The sequence below is a fragment of the Cupriavidus sp. FW305-46 genome, from assembly GCF_058787075.1.
In genome coordinates this window covers 1-21154 of record NZ_JBYSZI010000085.1, presented here as the reverse complement: position 1 = coordinate 21154, position 21154 = coordinate 1, and the positions used below count along the sequence as shown (strand labels likewise).

At 69.8% G+C, this 21154-nt stretch carries 16 protein-coding genes and 2 pseudogenes; 12 read left to right on the top strand and 6 right to left on the bottom strand.

Going from position 1 to position 21154, the window contains the following annotated elements:
- Positions 1–144 precede the first annotated feature (144 nt).
- Entirely contained in the window at positions 145–627 is a 483-nt protein-coding gene (locus AC3WON_RS28495) for an Lrp/AsnC family transcriptional regulator (protein ID WP_010813722.1), read from the top strand.
- On the opposite strand, the gene AC3WON_RS28490 is transcribed toward AC3WON_RS28495, so the two are convergent.
- Together AC3WON_RS28490 and AC3WON_RS28485 are read right to left on the bottom strand one after the other, a co-directional pair.
- Positions 624–1079, bottom strand: coding sequence for a MarR family winged helix-turn-helix transcriptional regulator (locus tag AC3WON_RS28490; protein WP_492318783.1), 456 nt, complete (start codon positions 1077–1079; stop codon positions 624–626). The genes AC3WON_RS28495 and AC3WON_RS28490 overlap by 4 nt on opposite strands.
- Before the next feature lie 16 nt (positions 1080–1095).
- Positions 1096–1653: a flavin reductase family protein gene (locus AC3WON_RS28485; RefSeq protein WP_492318886.1), complete on the bottom strand. Its 558-nt coding sequence runs from the start codon at positions 1651–1653 to the stop codon at positions 1096–1098.
- 156 nt (positions 1654–1809) lie between these two features.
- On the opposite strand from AC3WON_RS28485, the gene AC3WON_RS28480 reads away from it, so the two are divergent.
- From AC3WON_RS28480 to msrA, 5 genes are all read left to right on the top strand, one after another.
- Positions 1810–2880, top strand: a complete 1071-nt coding sequence (locus AC3WON_RS28480) for a 2,5-dihydroxypyridine 5,6-dioxygenase NicX family protein (RefSeq protein ID WP_492318782.1) — start codon at positions 1810–1812, stop codon at positions 2878–2880.
- The gene (locus AC3WON_RS28475) at positions 2877–3698 is read left to right on the top strand and encodes an alpha/beta fold hydrolase (protein ID WP_492318781.1); all 822 of its coding nucleotides are present in this window, start codon (positions 2877–2879) and stop codon (positions 3696–3698) included. The genes AC3WON_RS28480 and AC3WON_RS28475 overlap by 4 nt, the downstream gene beginning before the upstream one ends.
- Positions 3699–3786: 88 nt before the next feature.
- The gene (locus AC3WON_RS28470) at positions 3787–5040 is read left to right on the top strand and encodes an acyl-CoA dehydrogenase family protein (RefSeq protein WP_492353242.1); all 1254 of its coding nucleotides are present in this window, start codon (positions 3787–3789) and stop codon (positions 5038–5040) included.
- Positions 5037–6572 carry a class I adenylate-forming enzyme family protein gene (locus tag AC3WON_RS28465; RefSeq protein ID WP_492318779.1) on the top strand — a complete coding sequence of 512 codons (1536 nt, stop codon included), beginning with the start codon at positions 5037–5039 and terminating at the stop codon, positions 6570–6572. The genes AC3WON_RS28470 and AC3WON_RS28465 overlap by 4 nt, the downstream gene beginning before the upstream one ends.
- A 78-nt stretch (positions 6573–6650) precedes the next feature.
- On the top strand, positions 6651–7193 hold the full coding sequence (gene msrA, locus AC3WON_RS28460) for a peptide-methionine (S)-S-oxide reductase MsrA (protein WP_492318778.1): 543 nt from the start codon (positions 6651–6653) through the stop codon (positions 7191–7193).
- 35 nt (positions 7194–7228) lie between these two features.
- Here the strand turns inward: msrA and AC3WON_RS28455 are convergent, their stop codons facing one another.
- Complete coding sequence (locus tag AC3WON_RS28455; RefSeq protein WP_492318777.1) at positions 7229–7975, bottom strand: IclR family transcriptional regulator; 747 nt, start codon at positions 7973–7975, stop codon at positions 7229–7231.
- A gap of 159 nt (positions 7976–8134) precedes the next feature.
- On the opposite strand from AC3WON_RS28455, the gene AC3WON_RS28450 reads away from it, so the two are divergent.
- The 6 genes from AC3WON_RS28450 to AC3WON_RS28425 are packed head-to-tail and all read left to right on the top strand — an operon-like array spanning position 8135 to position 16762.
- A complete protein-coding gene (locus AC3WON_RS28450) occupies positions 8135–9754 on the top strand; it encodes an acyl-CoA carboxylase subunit beta (protein WP_492353241.1) in 1620 nt (539 codons plus the stop codon).
- A gap of 53 nt (positions 9755–9807) precedes the next feature.
- Positions 9808–10968, top strand: coding sequence for an acyl-CoA dehydrogenase family protein (locus AC3WON_RS28445; protein ID WP_492318775.1), 1161 nt, complete (start codon positions 9808–9810; stop codon positions 10966–10968).
- A gap of 34 nt (positions 10969–11002) precedes the next feature.
- Positions 11003–11848 (top strand): enoyl-CoA hydratase/isomerase family protein, encoded by an 846-nt coding sequence (locus AC3WON_RS28440; protein WP_492318774.1) that lies wholly within the window; start codon positions 11003–11005, stop codon positions 11846–11848.
- Positions 11849–11889: 41 nt separating this feature from the next.
- Positions 11890–13893 (top strand): acetyl/propionyl/methylcrotonyl-CoA carboxylase subunit alpha, encoded by a 2004-nt coding sequence (locus tag AC3WON_RS28435; RefSeq protein ID WP_492318773.1) that lies wholly within the window; start codon positions 11890–11892, stop codon positions 13891–13893.
- Positions 13890–15698: an acyclic terpene utilization AtuA family protein gene (locus tag AC3WON_RS28430; protein WP_492353240.1), complete on the top strand. Its 1809-nt coding sequence runs from the start codon at positions 13890–13892 to the stop codon at positions 15696–15698. Before AC3WON_RS28435 ends, AC3WON_RS28430 begins: the two co-directional genes overlap by 4 nt.
- 53 nt (positions 15699–15751) lie before the next feature.
- The gene (locus AC3WON_RS28425; protein ID WP_492318771.1) at positions 15752–16762 is read left to right on the top strand and encodes a tripartite tricarboxylate transporter substrate binding protein; all 1011 of its coding nucleotides are present in this window, start codon (positions 15752–15754) and stop codon (positions 16760–16762) included.
- Positions 16763–16812: 50 nt separating this feature from the next.
- On the opposite strand, the pseudogene AC3WON_RS28420 reads toward AC3WON_RS28425, so the two are convergent.
- The 3 genes and pseudogenes from AC3WON_RS28420 to AC3WON_RS28410 form a co-directional block, all read right to left on the bottom strand.
- Positions 16813–17805: pseudogene (locus AC3WON_RS28420) on the bottom strand (acyl-CoA dehydrogenase family protein); the annotation flags it as partial.
- A 53-nt stretch (positions 17806–17858) separates the two neighbouring features.
- Positions 17859–20001 (bottom strand): annotated as a pseudogene (locus AC3WON_RS28415) (acetate--CoA ligase family protein).
- 170 nt (positions 20002–20171) lie between these two features.
- Positions 20172–21154: DUF72 domain-containing protein (locus AC3WON_RS28410; protein ID WP_492353239.1), on the bottom strand; the 983-nt coding region annotated here is incomplete at its 5' end.

Below are 21154 nucleotides of genomic sequence, written 5' to 3'. Positions count from 1 at the left end.
CCTTTGCAAGGCGCCGTCGTTGTCTGCCTCGATGACGGAAATCATAGTCAAAATTGCCGGCAAGAGGCTTGCTAAATGAACCGCCGATGCCATCATCTTTCGCATAAAATGCGAAGAATTGATGATTAGTCGAAGGAAATTCGAATGAACCTCGATCCCACCGACCTGCGCATCCTGACCTGCCTGCAGGAGAACGGCCGCATCAGCAACCAGGACCTGGCCGACCGCGTGGCGCTGTCGCCTTCGGCATGCCTGCGGCGGGTGCGGCTGCTGGAAGAGTCAGGAGTGATCGGCGGCTACCGCGCCTGGTTCGACGCCGAGCAGCTCGGGCTGGAGCTTGAGGCGATCGTGCAGGTGTCGATGCGCCATGACGTGGAAGGCTGGCACGACACCTTTATCGCCGCGGTTCAGTCATGGCCGGAAGTGCTGTCGGCGTACATCATCACTGGCGACAGCAACTACATCCTGCGGGTGCAGGCGCGCAACCTGAAGCACTACTCGGACTTCATCGTGAACCGGCTGTACCGCACCAAGGGCGTGATGGATATCCGCTCGAACATCGTGTTGCAGCGGATCAAGGTGGACAGTTCGCCGCTGGCGATCCTGAAGGCGGCGGAGGGCGCCTAGCGCTGCGTATGCAGCGCGATCAGCTGCCGCAGGGTTTCTTTCAGCAGCGCGCCCTGGCGCGGGCCAAAGTCGTCCAGCACTGCGCGCTCGTGCTGGGCGGCGCGCGCCAGCAGCGGCTGGGCCAGCGCGAGGCCGCGCGGGGTGATCGAGATCAGCGCCTGGCGGCGGTCGGCCTGGCCGGCGCGGCGCGTCACCAGCCCGTCGGCGGCCATGCGGTCGACCAGCTTGGTCAGCGTCGGCTGCTTGGTCAGCGTGATTTCGGCGAGCGTGCCGATGGTGCAGTCGGGGCGGTCGGCCAGCGTGGCCAGCACGCGCCATTCCTGCACGGACAGGCCGCTGGCCTCCACTTCGCGGTGGAATTCGCCCGAGATCAGGTGGCTCGCGCGGGCCAGCAGGTAGGCCAGGTAGCCATCGACAAAGGGCAGGGGGGAGTGCGCGGGCAGGTCCGCCATGATGGGCCCGGTGCGGTCAGGGGACGAGGGGGGCGGTGGTGGTGAACTGGCCGCCCTGGAATACCAGCGGGCCGTCGCTGCCATCGAGCACGCCGCAGCGCTCGACCTCGCCCACGAAGATGATGTGGTCGCCCTCGTCGTAGCGGCTGCGGTTGTGGCATTCGAACCAGGCCAGGGCATTGGACAGGATCGGCAGGCCGGTGGCCGAGAGCCGGTAGTCGACGCCGGCGAAGCGGTCGCCCTTGAGGGTGGCGAAGCGCTGGCACAGCTCCAGCTGCGAGGCCGACAGCACGTTGATGATGTAGTGGGTGCCGTCGCGGAACATCGGCAGGCTGTTGGCGCGCGTGGCCATGCTCCACAGCACCAGCGGCGGATCCAGCGACACCGAATTGAACGAACTGGCGGTGATGCCGATGAACGGCGCCGCGCCGGCGGCGACCGACGCGGCGCTGGCGCGCGTAGTGATCACCGTCACCCCGGTTGCGAACTGCGACAGGGTGCGGCGGAAGTGCTGCGCATCGAAATCTGGTGCGGCGGCGCTGGTGATCTGTGGCTGGGCCTCAGGCATGCCCATGGGGGCTCCGCTGGAGTTCATGAAATTTCATATATATTATTCGCGCCATGGGCATCGAGTACAAGCCCGGCGACCACCAATCCGCGATGCGGGCGTTGGCTGGCGCACAAAAACAGGCGAGCCCTGCCGCCAGACAAGAACAATCGGAGACAAGTCATGCTCATCGAGCAGATCGAACACCGCTGGCTGGCGGCGTTCCGGCGCACGCTGGAACTCTGTGCCCTGCAGGGTGCGGAAGTCGTTGGAATTGTAACGGAGTCGCAATCCCGCCCTGTCAACGTGGCCTTGGCCGAACTGGCCGTGCAGTCGCTGGGCGCCACCCCGGTGCGGATCCAGGTGTCGACACCGGCACTTAGCGCGCCCGCGCCGGTGCGCTCCACCGGCGCCAGCGATGCCTTGCAGGGTCTCGCGCCGGTGGTGGCGGCCTTGTCACGCTGTCACCTGGTGCTGGACTGCACGGTGGAGGGCCTGCTGCACGCGCCGGAACTGCCGCTGATCCTGCGCGGTGCCGACGGCATCGTGCCGCGCATGCTGATGGTCAGCAACGAACATCCCGAGATCCTGGAACGCTGCCAGCCCGACCCGGCGCTGGAAGGCACCGTGCGCGCCGCCATGAAGCGCCTGCGCGGCGCGCGCGAGATGCGCGTGCATTCGCCGGCCGGCACCGAGCTGCGCATCGGCCTGGCCGACGCCCGCGTCGGCGGGGTCTGGGGCTTCTGCAACAAGCCCGGCCAGGTCTCGCACTGGCCCGGCGGGCTGTGCCTGGCGTTCCCGGCCAGCCGCCAGGTCAACGGCACGCTGGTGCTGGCGCCGGGCGACGTCAACCTGACCTTCAAGACCTACCTGCGCGATACCGTGGTCTGCCATATCGAGGACGACTACATCGTCGGCGTCGAGGGGCAGGGCGTCGACGCCGACATGATGCGCGGCTACTACCAGGCCTGGGCCGACCGCGAGGGCACGCGCGATGCGTATGCCGTCTCGCACGTGGGCTGGGGCCTGAACCGGCTGGCACGCTGGGACGCGATGACTTTCTACGACAAGCGCGACTGCAACGGCACCGAGCTGCGCGCGTTTGCCGGCAACTTCCTGTTCTCGACCGGCGCCAACGAGGTCGCCGGACGGCATACGCTGGGCCATTTCGACCTGCCGCTGCGCAACTGCACGGTGTCGCTGGATGGCCGCAACGAGTTGGAAGCGGGCACGCTGGTGGAGGTGGCGGCATGAGCGCGAGCGCGACGATGCAACGCCACGCCAACGGCATCGCCACGCTGGCCTGGGGCGATGGCCCGGTGGCGGTGGTGATGCTGCACGGCATCGGCGGCGGCAAGGCCGCCTGGCCCGCGCAGGGCGAGGCGCTGGCGCAGGCCGGCTACCGCGCCGTGGCCTGGGACATGCCCGGCTACGGCGACAGCGCCCTGATCGATCCCTATGACTTCGACGGGCTGGCGCAAGCGCTGGCGCCGCTGCTGCAGGCCGAGCGCGACGCCGGCCGGCGCGTGGTGCTGCTGGGCCACAGCATGGGCGGGATGGTGGCGCAGCAGGCCTGCGCGGCCGCGCCCGCGCTGATCGACGGCATGGTGCTGTCCGGCACCTCGCCCGCCTTTGGCAAGGGCGACGGGCCCTGGCAGCGCGACTTCATCGCCGCGCGCACCGCGCCGCTGGACGCCGGCAGGACCATGGCCGAGATGGCCGCCGGGCTGGTGCGCACCATGGTCGCGCCCGATGCCGAGCCACAAGCCGTGGCCTTTGCCACGGCGGTGATGGCGGCAGTGCCGGCGCCCACCTACCGCGCGGCGCTGGGTGCGCTGGTGCGCTTCAACCAGCGCGACGCGCTGCCGCGCATCGCGGTGCCGGTGCTGGCGCTGGCCGGGCAGCACGACACCAATGCCGCGCCCGAGGTGATGGAGCGCATGGCGCAGCGCACTCCCGGCGCCGAGTACCGCTGCCTGCCGGATGTCGGCCACCTGGCCTGCATGGAGCGGCCGGCGCTGTTCAACGAGGCAGTGCTGGATTTCCTGCACCGGCACTTCCCCGTGCACTGAACCACGCCGCTTCCCGGCAACGCAACACAAGAACCGCCGCCGCGCCGCCACTGCATCCGGCGCGAGCAGGAAAACAGGAGACCGCGACATGCCATCCGGCCAGCTCGACTTCATTCCCGCCATCGGTACGGCGGACTTCACCCCGCAACAAGCGCGCCTGCTGGCGCTGGCCAACCGCCTCGGCCGCGAGCGCTTCGCGGCGCGCGCAGCCACCTGGGACCGCGAGGCCAGCTTCCCCTTCGCCAACTATGCCGACCTGCGCGAGGCCGGCCTGCTGGCCCTGTGCGTGCCGCAGGCGTTCGGCGGCGAGGGCGCGGACTTTGCCACCTACTGCATGGTTGGCGCCGAGATCGGCCGCTTCTGCGGGGCCACGGCGCTGACGTACAACATGCATATCTGCTCGACCATGTGGACCGGCGTGCTGTCCGACGGCATCGACATGACGCCTGAGCAGCGCGCCGAGCACGAAGCCCGGCGCGAGCTGCATTTCTCGCGCGTGGTGCGCGACGGCGCGGTCTATGCGCAGCCGTTCTCCGAAGGCTCCGCTGCTGCCGCGGGCAAGGCGCCGTTCGGCACCACCGCGCGCAAGGTCGAGGGCGGCTGGGTGCTGAACGGGCGCAAGATCTTCGCCTCGCTGTCGGGCGCGGCCGACTACTACGGCATCCTGTGCACCGAGGCCCGCGGCGACCAGCATCCCGACATGCGCGACACGCTCTATATCGCCGTGCCCGGCAATGCGGAAGGGCTGACCGTGACCGGCGAGTGGGACCCGATGGGCATGCGCGGGACGGTATCGCGCACGCTGCTGCTCAAGGACGTGTTCGTGCCCGACCATGAGCAACTGATGCCGCGCGGCGTCTACTATCGTGCTGCGCAGACCTGGCCGGCAATGTTCTTCACGCTGTCGCCGACCTACCTGGGCGTAGCCCAGGCCGCCTACGACTTCACCGTGCAGTACCTGCGCGGCGAGGTGCCGGGCCAGCCGCCGGTCAGGCGCCGCATGTACCCGACCAAGCAGATCGCGGTGGCGCAGATGCGCATCCAGCTGGAAACCATGCGCTCGCTCTTCTGGCGCGTGATCCATGAGGCCAGGCCCAATCCAACCAAGGACGAGCGCCTGCGCCTGTACGCCGCGCACTACACCGTGATGGAAGGCGCCAACGACATCGCCCGGCTGGCGATCCGCACCTGCGGCGGGCAGTCGATGCTCAAGGACCTGCCGCTGGAGCGGCTCTACCGCGACTCGCGCTGCGGCGCGCTGATGCTGCCCTGGACCGCCGAGCTGATCCTGGACCGCATGGGGCGCGAGACCCTGTACGAATCCGGCGAGCGCGACGAATGAGCGCCGCCAGCCGCGCCATGCGCGCGGGCGCCGCCGGGCTGGGCGCGCTGCCGGCCATGCTGCATGGCCATGCCGCCGCGGCGCCGGGGCGGCCGGCGTTGCACTACCTGGGCCGCACCTTCACCTACGGCAAGCTGTGGCGGCGCGTCGAGCGTGCCAGCGCCCACCTGGCAGCGACGTGGGGCATCCGCGCGGGCGACCGCGTCGGCACGCTGTGCCTGAACCACGAGCTGCAGCTGGTGCTGCTGTTCGCCTGCGCGCGTATCGGGGCGATGTTCGTGCCGCTGAACTACCGGCTGGCGCCGGCGGAGCTGCGTACCATCGCCGCCCACGCGCAACTGGCCGCGCTGTTCCACGACGAGCGCCATGCAGGGCTGGCGCGGGAGGCTGGCGGCGGCTGCCAGGCCGCGCATCTCGACCGGCTGATCGACCATCCCGCGCCGTTCGGCTTGGCCCATGCGCCGGTGCCGGACGATGCGCCGCTGCTGCTCGCCTACACCTCCGGCACCACCGGCAAGCCCAAGGGCGCGGTGCATACGCAGGCCGGGCTGCTGGCCAATGCGCGCGCCAGCTGGTGGGCGCACGGCATGACCGCGGACGACCACGTGCTGTCGGTGCTGCCGATGTTCCATGTCGGCGGGCTGTGCATCCAGACGCTGCCGGCGCTGCTGGCCGGGGCGCAGGTCACGCTGCACGACCGCTTTGCGCCGGATGCCTGGCTCGGCGCGGTTGCGCAGGCGCGGCCGAGCCTGTCGCTGATGGTGCCGGCCACGCTGCGCGCGGTGCTTGAGCATCCCGGCTGGCCCGGGGCCGACCTGTCGGCGCTGCGCGGCGTGATGGCAGGTTCGTCGACCATCCCGCTGTCGTATATCGAGGCCTTCCATGCGCGCGGCGTGCCGCTGGGGCAGGTCTATGGCGCGACCGAGACCGGTCCGGTGTCGGTGGTGCTGAAGCTGCAGGATGCGGTGGCCCGGCCTGGCTATGCCGGCTGGCCGCAGCCGGAAGCGCAAGTCCGGCTGGCCGGCCCGGACGGTGCCGAGGTGGCGCAGGGCGCAGTCGGTGAACTGTGGGTGCGCGGCGCCAACGTGATGGCTGGCTACTGGAACCAGCCTGATAACGGCCTGGCCGACGGCTGGTTCCATTCCGGCGACCTCGCGCACCGCGATGCCGGCGGCTGCATCGAAGTCGTCGGCCGCAGCAAGGACATGATCATCTCGGGTGGCGAGAACATCTATCCCGCCGAGATCGAGAACGTGCTGGTCGGCCTGCCCGGGGTGCAGGAGTGCGCGGTGGTCGGCGTGGCCGATGCGCGCTGGGGCGAGGTGCCGGTGGCGGTGATCGTGCCCGCGCCGGGCGCGCCGCGCGACGCGCTGGGGGCGGAGCCGCTGCGCGAACTGCTGGCCACGCGCATTGCCCGCTTCAAGCTGCCGCGCGAGGTGGTGCTGCTGGACGACCTGCCGCGCAGCGCGCTGGGCAAGGTGCTCAAGCCGCAACTGCGCGCGATGCTGGAGGCGCGGCGCCAGCCTGGCTGAATCTGCTGCAAGGGCGCCAATCTGCGCTTATGCTTGAGGCCGTGACACCACAGACGACAACGCAAGGGGGCGGCGCAAATGGAACATGGACTTGAAACGGCCACGCTGGGGGGCGGGTGCTTCTGGTGCCTGGAAGCGGTCTACCAGCAGGTCGATGGCGTGGTGGCGGTGGAGTCCGGTTATACCGGCGGGCACGTGGATCACCCGACTTACCAGCAGGTTTGCGAGGGGGATACCGGGCACGTCGAGGTGGTCCGTGTCACCTTCGATCCGTCGGTGATCAACTTTCGCCAGATCCTGGAGATCTTCTTCGCCATCCATGACCCGACCACGCCGGACCGGCAGGGCAACGACGTGGGGCCGCAGTACCGGTCGGCGATCTTTACGCATTCGGAGGCGCAGCGGGCCACGGCGGAATACGTGATGCGGGAGTTGGCTGCCGCCAAGGTCTTTGATGCGCCGATCGTGACGCAGGTCGAGCCGGAGCAGCCGTACTGGCGCGCCGAGGCAAGTCACCAGAACTACTATCAGGACCATCCGAGCCAGGGGTACTGTGCCTTTGTGATCTCGCCGAAACTGGCCAAGTTTCGAAAGCAGTTTGGAGGGAAGTTGAGGAAGTAGGGACCGGGCGCCCGGGTCGGCGCCAAAAGCCGACCCTAGTTTCCCTGCGCAAACATCGCGCCGACAATCGCCCCCATCTCATGCCGCCGCGCCGCCGGCATCCGCGAGGCGGTCGACATGATGCTGATGGCGGCCTCGGCGCCCATTTCCAGGGGCAGTGCATAGCCCACGCCTGCCACCCCCTCCGCGCCGGCAAGCGCATAGCCCAGCTTGCGGGCGCGCTCTACGCCGCGCAACAGCCTGAGCAGGCTCAGGCCACCGGCCGCATACTCGGCGCGGTGCCGCTCGTAATGCGCGCGCACCGCCTCGTTGTCCATCGTCGCCAGCAAGGCCATGCTGCCGGTGCCCTGGCCCAGCAGGCGGGAGGTGCCGGTCAGCAAGTGGAAGGTCTTGATGCGGTGGCTGCCTTCCTCGGTATGCAGGCAGTGCCCGTGGTCGCCGATGCGCACGGTCAGGAACACCGCATCGCCCGTGAGCCGGGCCAGCGCCTTCATCTTGCTCACCAGCACGCTGTTGGGCGGCGGCCGGTTCATCGCACGCAGGCCCAGCGCCATGGCGGCAGTGCCCAGGTGATAACGCTTGCCCGCCGACTCGCGCTCGATATACCCCGCGGATTCCAGGAAGCGCGCCATCCGGTGCGCGGTGGTACGGTCAATCTCCGCTATCGCGGCGAGTTCCGGCAGGGTCAGTCCCGCCTCGTGATGCTCGGCAAGCAGCCGGAGCAGGGCGAAGGCACGGGACAGGCTCTGCACGCCGCCGGGCGAGGGGGTCTTGGTTGGCATGGAAAGGTGCGTCGGGGAACGCTTTGGGGGTGGCGGATGCCGCGCCCCGCGTCCTGGGTTTCTGGCTTGTGCACATTATGCACAGACTGATCGATTGCGGTTGTCCCGGGCGGCGTGGTGGTTTGCAATCCATGCATCACGGAACCTCACGCAAGCGCCATGATTCCCATCGACTCACGCATCGACTCATCTTCCGACGCCTTCGCCAGCCAGCGCGCCGGCATGCAGGCCCTGATCGACCGCCTCCATGGCCTCGAACAGCGTGCCGTGGCCGCCTCGGAGCGCGCCCGGCCCACCTTTGCCAAACGCGGGGCACTGCTGCCGCGCGAGCGCATCGGCCGCCTGCTGGACGCAGGCGCGCCGTTCCTGCCGATTGCCACGCTGGCCGGCTTCGGCATGGACGACCCCGACCCCGAGACCTCCATCCCCGGCGGTTCGCTGGTGGCCGGCATCGGTTTCGTCTGCGGCGTGCGCTGCATGGTGCTGGCCACGGATTCCGGCATCGACGCCGGTGCCATGACCGAGGCCGGCAACATGAAGCTGATGCGCTGCCAGGAAATCGCGCTGGAAAACCGGCTGCCATTCATCCACCTGGTGGAATCGGCCGGCGCCAACCTGCGCAAGTACCGCGTTGACAAGTTCGTGCGCGGCGGCGCGCTGTTCTACAACCTGGCTCGCCTGTCCGCGGCCGGGCTGCCGGTGATCACGGTCGTGCATGGCTCGTCCACGGCGGGCGGCGCCTACATGCCGGGGCTGTCCGACTACGTGGTGATGGTGCGCAATCGCGCGCGCGCCTTCCTGGCGGGGCCGCCGCTGCTGAAGGCCGCCACCGGCGAGATCGCCACGGACGAGGAACTGGGCGGCGCCGACCTGCACGCCACGCTCAGCGGCCTGGCCGAATACCTGGCCGAGGACGACGAGCACGCGCTTGCCACCGCGCGCGATATTGTCGCCAGCCTGGACTGGCCGACCGTCGCGGCAGGGCCCGCGCAGCCCGCGCGCCCGCCGCGGCTCGACCCGTCGGAGCTGGATGGCGTGATGACGCTCGACATGAAGCGCCCGGTGGACATGCGCGAGGTGATCGCGCGCATCGTCGACGACTCCGCCTGGCTGCCGTTCAAGCCCGACTATGGCCCCGGCACGGTGTGCGGCCACGCCCGCATCGAAGGCAATACGGTCGGCATCATCACCAACAACGGTCCCATCGACCCGGCCGGCGCCACCAAGGCCGCGCAGTTCATCCAGCTATGCAACCAGTCGGACACGCCGATCGTGTTCCTGCAGAACACCACCGGCTTTATCGTCGGCCGCGCCTCGGAAGAGGCCGGCATGATCAAGCATGGCGCCAAGATGATCCAGGCGCTGTCGAACTCGACGGTGCCGCAGGTCACGCTGTACTGCGGGGCCTCGTTCGGGGCGGGCAACTTCGGCATGTGCGGGCGGGGCTTCCGGCCGCGCTTCTGCTTCTCGTGGCCGAACGCGCGCACCGCCGTGATGGGCGGCGAGCAGGCCGCCATGACGCTTGAGATCGTGGCGCGCCAGCAGGCCGCGCGCAAGGGCGTGCCGGTCGATGAGGCGCAGCTGGCCAGCCAGACCGCCGATATCGTTGCCAACTTCGAGCGCCAGGCCAGCGCCTTCGTCACCAGCGGGCTGCTGCTGGACGACGGCGTGATCGACCCGCGCGACACGCGCGCCGTGCTGGCCTTCGTGCTGGCCACCGCGCGCGAGGCCAGCCTGCGCAAGCCGCATGCGATCCAGTTTGGCGTCGGGCGCTTCTGAGCGCCGGCGCCATCCAGACACGTCCCAAACGAACAAGACACCAGGAGACCACCATGCTTTACACGGAAGACCACCGCAACATCATGGACAGCATCCGCCGCTTCGTCTCGGCGGAGATCGATCCCTTCGTCGACGAGTGGGAAGCCGCCGAGATTTTCCCGGCGCATGCGCTGTTCAAGAAGATGGGCGACCTCGGCTTCCTCGGCATCACCAAGCCGATCGAATACGGCGGCATGGGGCTCGACTTCTCCTACGCCGTTGCCGCCGCCGAGGCGCTGGGCTATGCCCGCGCACAGGGCGTGGGCATGGGCGTGGGGGTGCAGACCGACATGGCGACGCCGGCGCTGACCGCGTTCGGCTCGGACGAGCTCAAGCGCAACTACCTGGCCCCTGCCATCGCCGGCGACATGGTGTGCTCCATCGGCGTGTCCGAAGCCGGCGCCGGTTCCGACGTGGCCTCGCTCAAGACCCGTGCGGTGCGTGATGGCGACGACTATGTCATCTCCGGCTCCAAGATGTGGATCACCAACGGCACCCAGGCCGACTGGATCTGCCTGCTGTGCAATACTTCCGACGGTCCGGTCCACAAGAACAAGTCGCTGATCGTGGTGCCTCTCAGGGAAGACGGCAAGCGCGTGCGCGGCGTGGAAGTGCAGAAGATCAGGAAGTTCGGCATGTGGTCGTCCGACACTGCGCAGATCTTCTTTGACGAAGTGCGCGTGCCGGTGCGCAACCGCATCGGCGACGAGGGCATGGGCTTTATCTACCAGATGAAGCAGTTCCAGGAAGAGCGGCTGAACGGCGCGGCGCGCCGGCTGGCCTGCAACGCGCTGATCGAGGAGACCGCCGACTACCTGCGCCAGCGCGTCGCCTTCGGCAAGCCGCTGCTCGACAACCAGTTCATCCAGTTCAAGCTGGCCGAGCTCAAGACCGAGATGGAGGCGCTGCGCGCGCTGGTCTACATGGCCACGCAGACCTATATCGATGGGGGCGATGTGATTGAACTGGCGTCGATGGCCAAGCTCAAGGCCGGGCGGCTGTCGCGCGAGGTGGCCGACTGGTGCATGCAGTTCCAGGGCGGCATGGGCTACACCTGGGACAACCACGCGTCGCGCGCCTATCGCGATTTCCGGCTGGGCTCGATCGGCGGCGGGGCGGACGAGGTCATGCTCCAGGTCATTGCCAAGCAGATGGGCCTGATGTCGCGCGGCTGACGCGATCCTGAACCAACTACCAGCCAGGATCGCCATGCCTGACAGCTCATGCAACGATGCCGTGATCGTGCGCCGCGCCGGCGGCGTACTGTTCGCCACCCTCAACATTCCTGCCACCCGCAATGCGCTGGCGCCCGAAGTGGTGGCCGCGCTGGCCGCCGTCGTGGCGCAGGCCGAAGCCGACCCGGAAGTCCGCGCGCTGGTGCTGCGCGGCGCCGGCGGCAGCTTCAGCGCAGGCGGCAACGTGGGCAGCTTCCAGTCCCGGCTCGATGCCGACACCAGCCAGGAAGACCCGGTCGCCACGCGCAACCGCCAGTTCGGCTACTTCATGGAGCGGCTGAGCGTGCTGCCGGTGCCGGTGATCGCCGCGGTTGAGGGCGCGGCCATGGGCGGCGGCATGGGCCTGGCCTGCGCGGCCGACATCGTGCTGGCTACGCGCGATGCGCGCTTTGCGTTGTCGGAGACCACGCTGGGCATCGTCGCCGCGCAGATCGCCCCCTTTGTGGTGCAAAGGCTGGGCGCTGCCGCCACGCGCCGCCTGGGCCTGACCGGCGAGCGCGTCAGTGGCGAGGCAGCGGCAGCCATCGGCCTGGTCGACCAGCTCGCGGCCGACAGCGCGGAGCTGGACGCCCTGATTGCCGAGTGGCTGACGCGCATCGGCCGTTGCGCCCCCAACGCCAATCGCGTGTTCAAGGCACTGGTCGGCCGCTGCGGCCACGAGCCGCTGGGCCCGCTGCTGGATCAGGCCTCGCGCCAGTTTGCGCAATGCATGCGGCGCGAGGGCGCCGAAGGCGTGGCGGCATTCCGCGACAAGCGCGATGCCGCCTGGACCGTTCGCTTCGATGCCGACACGGTGCGCGCCGCGCAGTCGACCGGCTGACCGCGCCGGCCGCATCTTCCAAGAGATTCACAGGATTTCCCATGTCTGCTACCCGCCGATCCTTCCATACGCTGCTCGTCGCCAATCGCGGCGAGATCGCGGTGCGCATCATGCGCACCGCCCGCCGCCTCGGGCTGGCCACCGTGGCCGTATATTCCGAAGCCGACCGCCACAGCCCGCACCTTGCCTGCGCCGACCGTGCCGTGTGCATCGGCGCGGCCGCGCCGCGCGAGTCGTACCTGAACCTTGCCGCCATCATCGAAGCTGCCCGCGCCAGCGGTGCCGATGCGGTCCACCCCGGCTATGGCTTCCTGGCCGAGAACGCCGCCTTTGCCGAGGCGGTCAGCGCCGCCGGCCTGGTCTTCGTCGGCCCGCCCGCCGCGGCGATCCGCGCCATGGGCAACAAGGCCGAAGCCAAGCGGCTGATGCTGGCTGCCGACATGCCGTGCGTGCCCGGCTACCAGGGGGCCGCGCAGGATGACGCCACGCTGCTGGCCGAGGCCGGGTCCATCGGCTTCCCCCTGATGGTCAAGGCCGCGGCGGGCGGCGGCGGGCGCGGCATGCGGCTGGTGCGCGACGCGGCGGCGCTGCCCGCGGCGCTGTCGAGCGCACGCTCCGAGGCGGCGGCTGCCTTCGGCTGCGACGAGCTGATCCTCGAGCGCGCCGTGATCGCGCCGCGCCACGTCGAGATCCAGGTCTTTGCCGATACTCACGGCAATGTCATCCATCTCGGCGAGCGCGACTGCTCCGTGCAGCGCCGCCACCAGAAGGTCATCGAGGAAGCACCGTCGCCCGCGGTCGGCCCGGTGCTGCGCGCGCGCATGGGCGAGGCCGCCGTGCGCGCGGCCAAGGCCATCGGCTACGTCGGCGCCGGCACCATGGAGTTCCTGCTCGATGCCGAGGGCAGCTTCTACTTCATGGAGATGAACACCCGGCTGCAGGTCGAACACGCCGTGACCGAGGCCATCACCGGCTTCGACCTGGTCGAATGGCAACTGCGCGTGGCGGCAGGCGAGCCGCTGCCGGTCACGCAGGACCAGGTCCGGCTCAACGGCCATGCCATCGAAGTGCGACTGACCGCCGAGGACGTGCCGGCCGGCTTCCTGCCGCAGGGTGGGCCGCTGCTGCGCTGGCGCCCGCCTGCCGCCGGCCGCGACGTGCGTGTGGACCATGCGCTGGAAGAGGGCGGTGCCATCCCCACCCACTATGACTCGATGGTTGCCAAGCTGGTCGCGCATGGCGCCGACCGCGAAGAGGCGCGCCGCAAGCTGCTGCGCGCGGTGCAGGACTGCACGCTGCTGGGCGTGCCGACCAACCAGGGGTTCCTGGCCGCGTGCCTGGCGCACCCGGCATTCGCCGGCAATGACGTGCATACGGGCTTTGTCGACACCCATATGCAGGCGGCGCTGCAGGCCCCGGTGCCTCCGGTGCATGTGACGGCAAGCGCCGCGCTGGCCGCGTCGGGGCTGCTGGGCGGCAACGGCAAGCCGGCCACGCTTGCGCGTGCGGCCTCCAGCGTGGTGCTGAATGCGGCCGGCAAGGACTGGGAAGCGTTCCTGCGCGTGTGCGCCGACGGCTGGCGCGTGAGCCTGTGCCAGCGCGGTGAAGACCACCCGCCGGTGGAATGCAGGCTGCGCGTGCTGCGCGCCGATGCCGCCAGCGGCACGGCCCTGGTCGAATGCGACGGCGTGGCCTATCCGCTGGTGTTCGCCGCCGAAAAGCACGCCCTGCACCTGTTCCAGTCCGGCCGCGCCTGGCACTTCCCGCTGCACGATCCGCGCCGCCGCCGCGATGCCGGCGACGCCGACGGCGTGCTGCAGGCGCCGCTGACGGCCCGCATCGTCGCGGTCAATGTGGCCGAGGGCGACCACGTGCAAGCGGGCCAGGCGCTGGTGGTGCTGGAGGCCATGAAGATGGAGCACGCCATCGTGGCGCCGTTTGCCGGCGTGGTGGCGGAACTGCCGGCGCGCGCCGGCGGGCAGGCCAGTGCCGGGTCGTTGCTGGCACGGGTGGAGGCCGATGTGGCCGCAAAGGAGGAAGCATGAGCGAATCCGTGCAAGGCGAAGCGCGCGCCGGCAAGACTGTGCGCATCGGTGGCGCTTCCGGCTTCTGGGGCGATTCCGCCATCGCCACGCCGCAACTGCTGGCAGTGCCCGGCCTGCAATACCTGGTCTATGACTACCTGGCCGAGACCACCATGTCGATCCTGGCACGCGCCCGCGCCAAGGATCCGGCGCAGGGATACGCCACCGACTTCGTGCACGCGGCGATGGGGCCGAACCTCGGTGAAATCCTGCGGCGGGGCATCCGTGTCGTTGCCAATGCCGGCGGCCTCAATCCACACGGCTGCCGCGACGCACTGCTCAAGGTGGCGGCGCAGCAGGGACTGTCGCCGCGCATCGCGGTGGTCAGCGGCGACGACGTGCAGCCGCGCTTCGCGCAGTGGTGCGCCGAGGGTCTGACTGACCTTGCCGGCAATCCGGTGCCAACCACCGAGCCCTGGTCGGCCAACGCCTACACCGGCGCGCAAGGCATTGCCCGCGCGCTGGCGCTGGGCGCGGATATCGTCATTGCCGGGCGCTGCGTCGATAGCGCCGTCGTGGTGGGCGCGCTGGCCCACGAGTTCGGCTGGAACTGGACCGACTGGGACCGCCTCGCCGCCGGCACGCTGGCGGGCCACGTGATCGAGTGCGGCGCCCAGGCCACGGGCGGGCTGTTTACCGACTGGCAGCGCGTGCCCGGGTGGGAGCGCATGGGGTATCCCGTGATCGACTGCGCGCACGACGGCAGCTTCGTGCTGAGCAAGCCAGAGGGCACTGGGGGACTGGTCGACCCGGCCGCGGTCGCGGAACAGGTGCTGTACGAGGTCGGCGATCCCGCCAACTACCTGATGCCGGACGTGACCTGCGACTTCCGCATGGTGCGCACCGAACTGGTCGAGGCCGGGCGCGTACGCGTGCATGGCGCGCGTGGCCGGGCACCTGGCACGCACTACAAGGGCAATGCCACCTGGCAGGACGGCTACCAGATCAGCCTGATGATGGCGATCCGCGGCATCGATGCCCCCGCCAAGGCGCGCCGTACTGCGGAGGCGCTGCTGGCGCGCACCCGTGCCATGCTGGCAGAACGCCAGATGCCGGACTACACCGAGACCGTGGTCGAGCTGCTCGGCTGCGAATCGCAATATGGCCCGCATGCGCGCGCATTGCCGACGCGGGAAGTGGTGCTGCGCATCGGCGCGCGCCATCCGCTCGCCAGGGGGCTGAGCTTCCTGCAGCGCGAATGCTCTTCTGCGGGGACGTCCATGGCGGCGGGCACGCGCTCTTCCTTCGCGGGTCGGGTCGACATCCAGCCCGTGGTGAAGGTGTTCTCCTTCCTGGTGCCCAAGCCGGAGGTGCCGATGCGCGTGGAGTTCGAGGCTGGCGAGATCCTGCTGCCCAAAGCGGCAGTGAGCGCGCCGCAGGCGATGCCGCCGCTCGCGCTCGAGGCGCCGGCATCGCCTGCGCTTCCCCGCGAGCCGCGCGTCGAGCGGCCACTGGTCACGCTCGCCTATGCGCGCAGCGGCGACAAGGGCGATGACGAGAACATCGGCGTGATCGCCCGCAAGCCTGAGTACCTGGCACTGCTGCGCGAGCAGCTCACCCCGCAAGCCGTGCGCGCGTACTTTGCCCACCTGGTGCAGGGCGAGGTCGAGCGCTTCGACGTGCCTGGCCTGCACGCGCTGAACTTCCTGATGCACGGCGCGTTGGGCGGTGGCGGCGTGGCGAGCCTGCGCTCGGACCCGCTGGGCAAGAGCTACGCGCAGATGCTGCTGGACTTTCCGCTATCCGTACCCCGCAGCTGGGCATAGACCCGGCCAGAGACCTTGCGCGCCGGCACTGGCGCGCGCAACCAGGAGGAGACATGACCCGACCCAAGCCCGACACGCGCATCCGGCGCCAGCTATGCCTGGGCCTGTTCGCAGGACTGGCCGCAGGCAGCCTCGCCGGCCCCATGCCCGCCATGGCGCAGGGCGACGCCTATCCCAACCGCCCGATCCGCGTGGTCGTGCCGTACACGCCCGGTGGTGTGTCGGACGCCGTGACGCGGCTGGTGATGCAGAAGCTGGCGGAACGCATCGGCCAGCCGGTGGTGGTGGAGAACCGCCCCGGCGCCAACGGCATGATCGGCTCGGAGAACGTCGCCAGGTCCGCGCCGGACGGCTACTCGCTGCTGGTGGTGGTGGCCGGGCACGCCATCAACCCGAGCCTGTATCCGAAGATGAGCTATGACCCGCTCAAGGACCTCACCGGCGTCAGCATGATCGGGCGGATTCCGCTGCTGCTGGTCTCCAGCGCGCAGCTGCCGCCGACCACGGTGAAAGAGCTGGTGGGCTGGGGCAAGGCCAATCCCGCGAAGATGACCTTTGCCTCCAGCGGCAATGGCTCCGGCGCGCACCTGGCGGGCGAGCTGTTCGCGCAGTCGGTCGGCATGAAGATGACGCACGTGCCTTACAAGGGCATTGCGCCGGCGCTGCCTGATTTGTTCTCGGGGCAGGTCGCCATCATCTTCGATTCGGTGCAGACCATGATGCCGCAGGTGAAGGCGGGCAAGGTGCGCGCGCTGGCGATCTCCAGCCCGACGCGCTGGCCGGCCGCGCCGGAGGTGCCGACCATGGCCGAAGCCGGTTATCCGGGCGTCACGGCAGGCAGCTGGATCGGCCTGATCGCACCGGCGATGACGCCGCCGGCGGTGCAGGCAAGGCTGGCCCGGGAAATGGAAGCGGTGCTGCAGCAGCCTGACGTACGGTCAAGGCTGATCGACTATGGGATTGATCCGGTCGGCGGCAAGCCGGAGCAGTTCCAGGCGTTCATCAAGGCCGAAGCGGTGCGATGGGGTGAAGTGGTGAAGAAAAGCGGAGTGCGGCTGGAGTAAGAGGAAGGCGGCTGCGGACGGCACCTGGCGACGCCGTCCGCGGCCTGCCACAGGCTCAGTTGCTTCGCTGCCAGGTCCTTCATGATTTCCTCGGCGCCGCCGCCGATCATCATCACCTTGACCTCGCGATACAGGCGCTCCACCCGGCTGCCGCGCATATAGCCCATCCCGCCCAGCAACTGCACCGCGCGGTCCGCGCAGAACTGGAAAGTGCGCGTGGCCATGTTCTTGGCCATCGCGATCTGCGCCACCGGCGCGGCGCCGTCGTCCAGGCGCGCGGCCAGGTCGTCCAGCAGGGCGCGCGTGGATTCGATGCGCGTGGCCATGTCCACCAGCTGGTGGCGCACCACCTGGTGGTCGGCCAGCCGCTTGCCGAAGGTGCGCCGTCCGCGCGCCCACGCCAGCGCGTCATGGAAGCAGACCTGCGCATAGCCGCAAGCGGCTGCGGCCAGCGCCAGCCGCTCGTGGTTGAAATTCTTCGTGATGGCGGCAAAGCCCTTGCCTTCCTCGCCGATCAGGTTCTCCACCGGAACGCGGCACCCGTCGAAGAACAGCTGCGCGGTGTCGGATGCCCACCAGCCCATCTTCTTCAGCGGCGTGCGCGCCAGGCCCGGCGTATCGCCCTCGATCAGCAGCAGCGACACGCCGCCGGAACCCGGGCCGCCGGTGCGCACTGCCACGGTGAAGTAGTCGGCGCGCATGCCTGAGGTGATGTAGAGCTTGGTGCCGTTGACCACGTAGTGGCCGCCCTCGCGCCGCGCGCTGGCGGAAAGCTGCGCCACGTCGGAGCCGGCGTCGGGCTCGGTGATGGCGAGCGCGGAGATCTTCTCGCCGGCAAGTATCTGCGGCAGCACGCGCGCCTTCAGCGCTTCGCTGCCCACCGCGGCGATCGGCGGCGCGCCGATGGTGTGCGAGAACAGCCCCGAGGCGATTCCGCCCGAGCCGCCCCAGGCGCGCTCTTCGAACAGGATCATGCGATAGAAGGCATCGCATGGGGCGCCACCGTATGCTTCCGGAAAGCCCGGCTGCAGCAGGCCGGAGACTTCGGCTTCGGTGCCGAGGCGCTGCAGCGGCACCTTGCGTGCCAGTTGGCGGATCATGGATTGGCCGTCAGGCCGAGGACCAGGGCATCGAGGGCGACGGCGCCGCGTCCGGCAGCGCGCACCAGCAGGGGATTCACTTCCATTTCGGCGAGGCTGTCGCCCAGCGACATGGTGGCGTCGGAGAGCGCGGCGATCGCGTCGGCCGCCGCATCGATGTCGGCCGCGGGCTTGCCGCGGAAGCCGGTCATCAGCCGGTAGCCGCGCAGGCTGGCCAGCATGTCGCGCGCCATGGCGCGGTCCACCGGCAGCAGCCGGTGCGCGACGTCGTGGAAGATCTCGGTGAAGATCCCGCCCATGCCTACCGTCATGGCCGGGCCGAAGACCGGATCGCGCGTTACGCCGACGATCAGCTCGCACACGCCGCTCGCCATTTGCTGCACCAGCACGCCGCGCTGTCGTGCCTGCGGCAGGGCTTGCGCGGCGGCGGCAGCGACCTCGGCCGCCGCCTCGCGCACCTGTTGCGCGTTGGCCAGTCCCAGCCGGACGCCGCCGACCTCGGTCTTGTGCACGATGTCCGGGCTCAGCACTTTCACTGCGACCGGGAAGCCGATGGCTTCGGCGGCGCGCGCGGCGTCGTCGGGCGTGGCCGCGGCCGCCTCCGCGCCGACCGGCACGCCGAAGCCCGCCAGCCACTGCTTGGCCTGGTGCTCGTCCATGGCGGCGGAAGGCGCACGGGCGGCCGCGTCGGCGCCGGCCCGCGCGCGCAGCGCCATCCAGTGCGCGGTCGGTGCCGCCGTGCCGAGCCAGCCCACGTATGTGCCCAGGGCCCGCGCCGCGCGTGCGCAATCCGGGAACAGCGCCACACCGGCTTCGGGCCCCCCCCGGCCGGGCGCGGCTGGCCGGCTCGCCCGTGGTGGCGACCACGATCAGGCGATCGGTCTTGCCCGCCACCTCGATCAGCTCGTCGGCCACGCGATCGAGCAGGTAGGCGGTGGCGTAGAGGAAGATGACGTCGATGCCGTCAGTGGCGGCAAGCTTGTCGAGCACGGCGTAGGCCAGGCCGCTGCGGTTGAACAGCTGGCCGGTCAGGTCGACGGGGTTCGCCACTGCGCCGAGCTCCGGCACGCCCGCCAGCAGGCGCTGCTGGACCGCCTCGGGCAGGCGCGGCACGTCGAGTCCGGCCGCGCTGAGCAGGTCAGCCGACAGCGCACCCATCGCGCCCGACACGGAAGCCACCACCACCCGGCGCCCCGCGCTGCGCTGGCGGAAGCCGGCCAGGTATGCCAGGTCGGTCAGGTGGGTCGGATCACTCGCCTGCATCGCGCCGACCTGGGCGAAGGCGGCGCGGTAGATGGCCTGGTTGCCGGCCAGCACAGCGGTATGGGATTGCGTAGCCGCCGATCCCGCCTCGCTCTCGCCGGCCTTCAGCAGGATCAGCGGCTTGTCTGCCGCGCGCAGGCGCGCCGCGGCTTCGATGAAGCCACTGCCGTTGCGCAGGCCCTCAACGTAACCGACCACAGCCGCGGTTTGCGCATCGTCCGCGAGGTAGTCGAGGTAATCCGCATAGTCCAGGCAGGCTTCGTTGCCGGTATTGATGAACTGGTGGAAGCCCACGTCCATCTGCCTTCCGGTGGCGTAGACGATGGCGCAGACGTTGCCGCTCTGGGTCAGCAGGCTCACGGCACCCGGGCCGTCCTGCGGCGGGAACGCGCGGAAGGTGGTGGCAAATGCGGTGATGGCGCGCGTGGTCAGGTTGGCCAGCCCCATGCAGTTGGGTCCGGCGATCGCCATGCCGCTGTCGCGGGCGAAGGCCGCAAGTGCGGCCTGGCGCCCGGCACCCGCTGCGCCGGCCTCGGCAAAGCCCGAGGCGTAGACGATGGCGGCACGGATGCCGCGGGCATGGCAGCGCTGCAGCTGCGGCAGCACCTCGTCCGCGCCGAGCGCCAGCACCGCCACGTCAGGCACCTGCGGCACGGATTCGATATCGGGATAGCACGCCAGGCCGGCGATCTCGCCATAGCGCGGATTGACCGGATACACCTGGCCCTGGTATCCAAGGCGCTGCAGGTGGTCCAACGCCACGCCGCCGATGCGGCTGGTATCGCGCGAGGCGCCGATCACGGCTATCGAGGCAGGATCAAGCAGCTGCGGCAGGGCGGCGCGGCCCGGTGTGCGCGCCGTAGTGGGAAGGGGCATCGTCGTCTCCATCCTTCCTCGGTCGGAAGGTGCCCCGATTCAAGCCGATCGCGTGGGTGGCGACAAGCGCATGGCCTCCAGCTGTGCACATTATGCACAAGTCTTCAGGCAGTGATGGCCGTTGCCCGCGGGAGCGTCCTATCGGCCACTGTGCACCGGTCGCCAGCCATTCACCGCGCCAGCCTCGCAATGATCGCCTCGGCCAGGCGCACGCAACTCAGCGGCGCGCAGCCCTCAGCGTTGTTGCTGACAATGACGATGGCAGGCTGCCCCGCGCGCAGCGTGCGCGCCACTACATCGGCGATGGCATGGCGGGTGTCGGGGTCGTCGTCGACGATGCGGTCGAAGGGTGCGTAGAGCTTTTCCGCGTAGGCGTAGGGCCGGCCCCCATGCAGCATCCAGCGCAGCACCAGCGGGCCTGGCGCTTCCTCGTCCATCAGCGCCTGCGCCGCGGCCTGGCGCGGCACCGGCGGCAGGCGGTCGCGTGCCGACAGGCAGAAGCGCACCCCGTGGCGGCGCAGCAGCCGGATATAGCGTGGCGTCAGCAATGCCGGGTCGCGCAGCTCTACCGTGTAGCACGCATGCGGGGTGATCGACGGATCGAGTGCCGGCAGCGCGCCCAGGAAGGCATCGAGCCGTTCCAGGAACACGGCGCTGTCGGCCAGCGGACCCATCGGCGACAGCTGGAACAGCAGCGGCCCGCATTTGCTGCCCAGCCCGCTGGTGGCGGGCACGATGAAGTCGCGCACCGCGATCTCGGCATCGAGGAAGGCGGCGTTGGCCAGCCGGCCGGCGCCGTCGGAGCCGCGCAGCCAGGCATCGCAGACGCTGGCGGGCGCCTTGACCAGGAAGCGGAAAACTCCGTCGGGGACCTGCGCGGCATAGGACAGGTAGTCCGCCAGCGGGATCGGCCCGTAGAAGCCGCGGTCGATGCCGGCGGCGCGCAGCAGCGGATGGCGCGAATACGCGGAAAGGCCCTTGCGCGACAGCAGGCTGTCGCCGTACTCGCCGTCATAGACCAGCCCGTTCCAGCCGGGGTAGGCCCAGGAGGACGTGCCGAAGTACAGGTTCGATGGCAGCTGCGCAGCGAGCGCGCGCAGGGTTTCGTCCGCCTGTGCGGGTTGCACGCTCTTGCCACGCGCAGGTTTGCCGG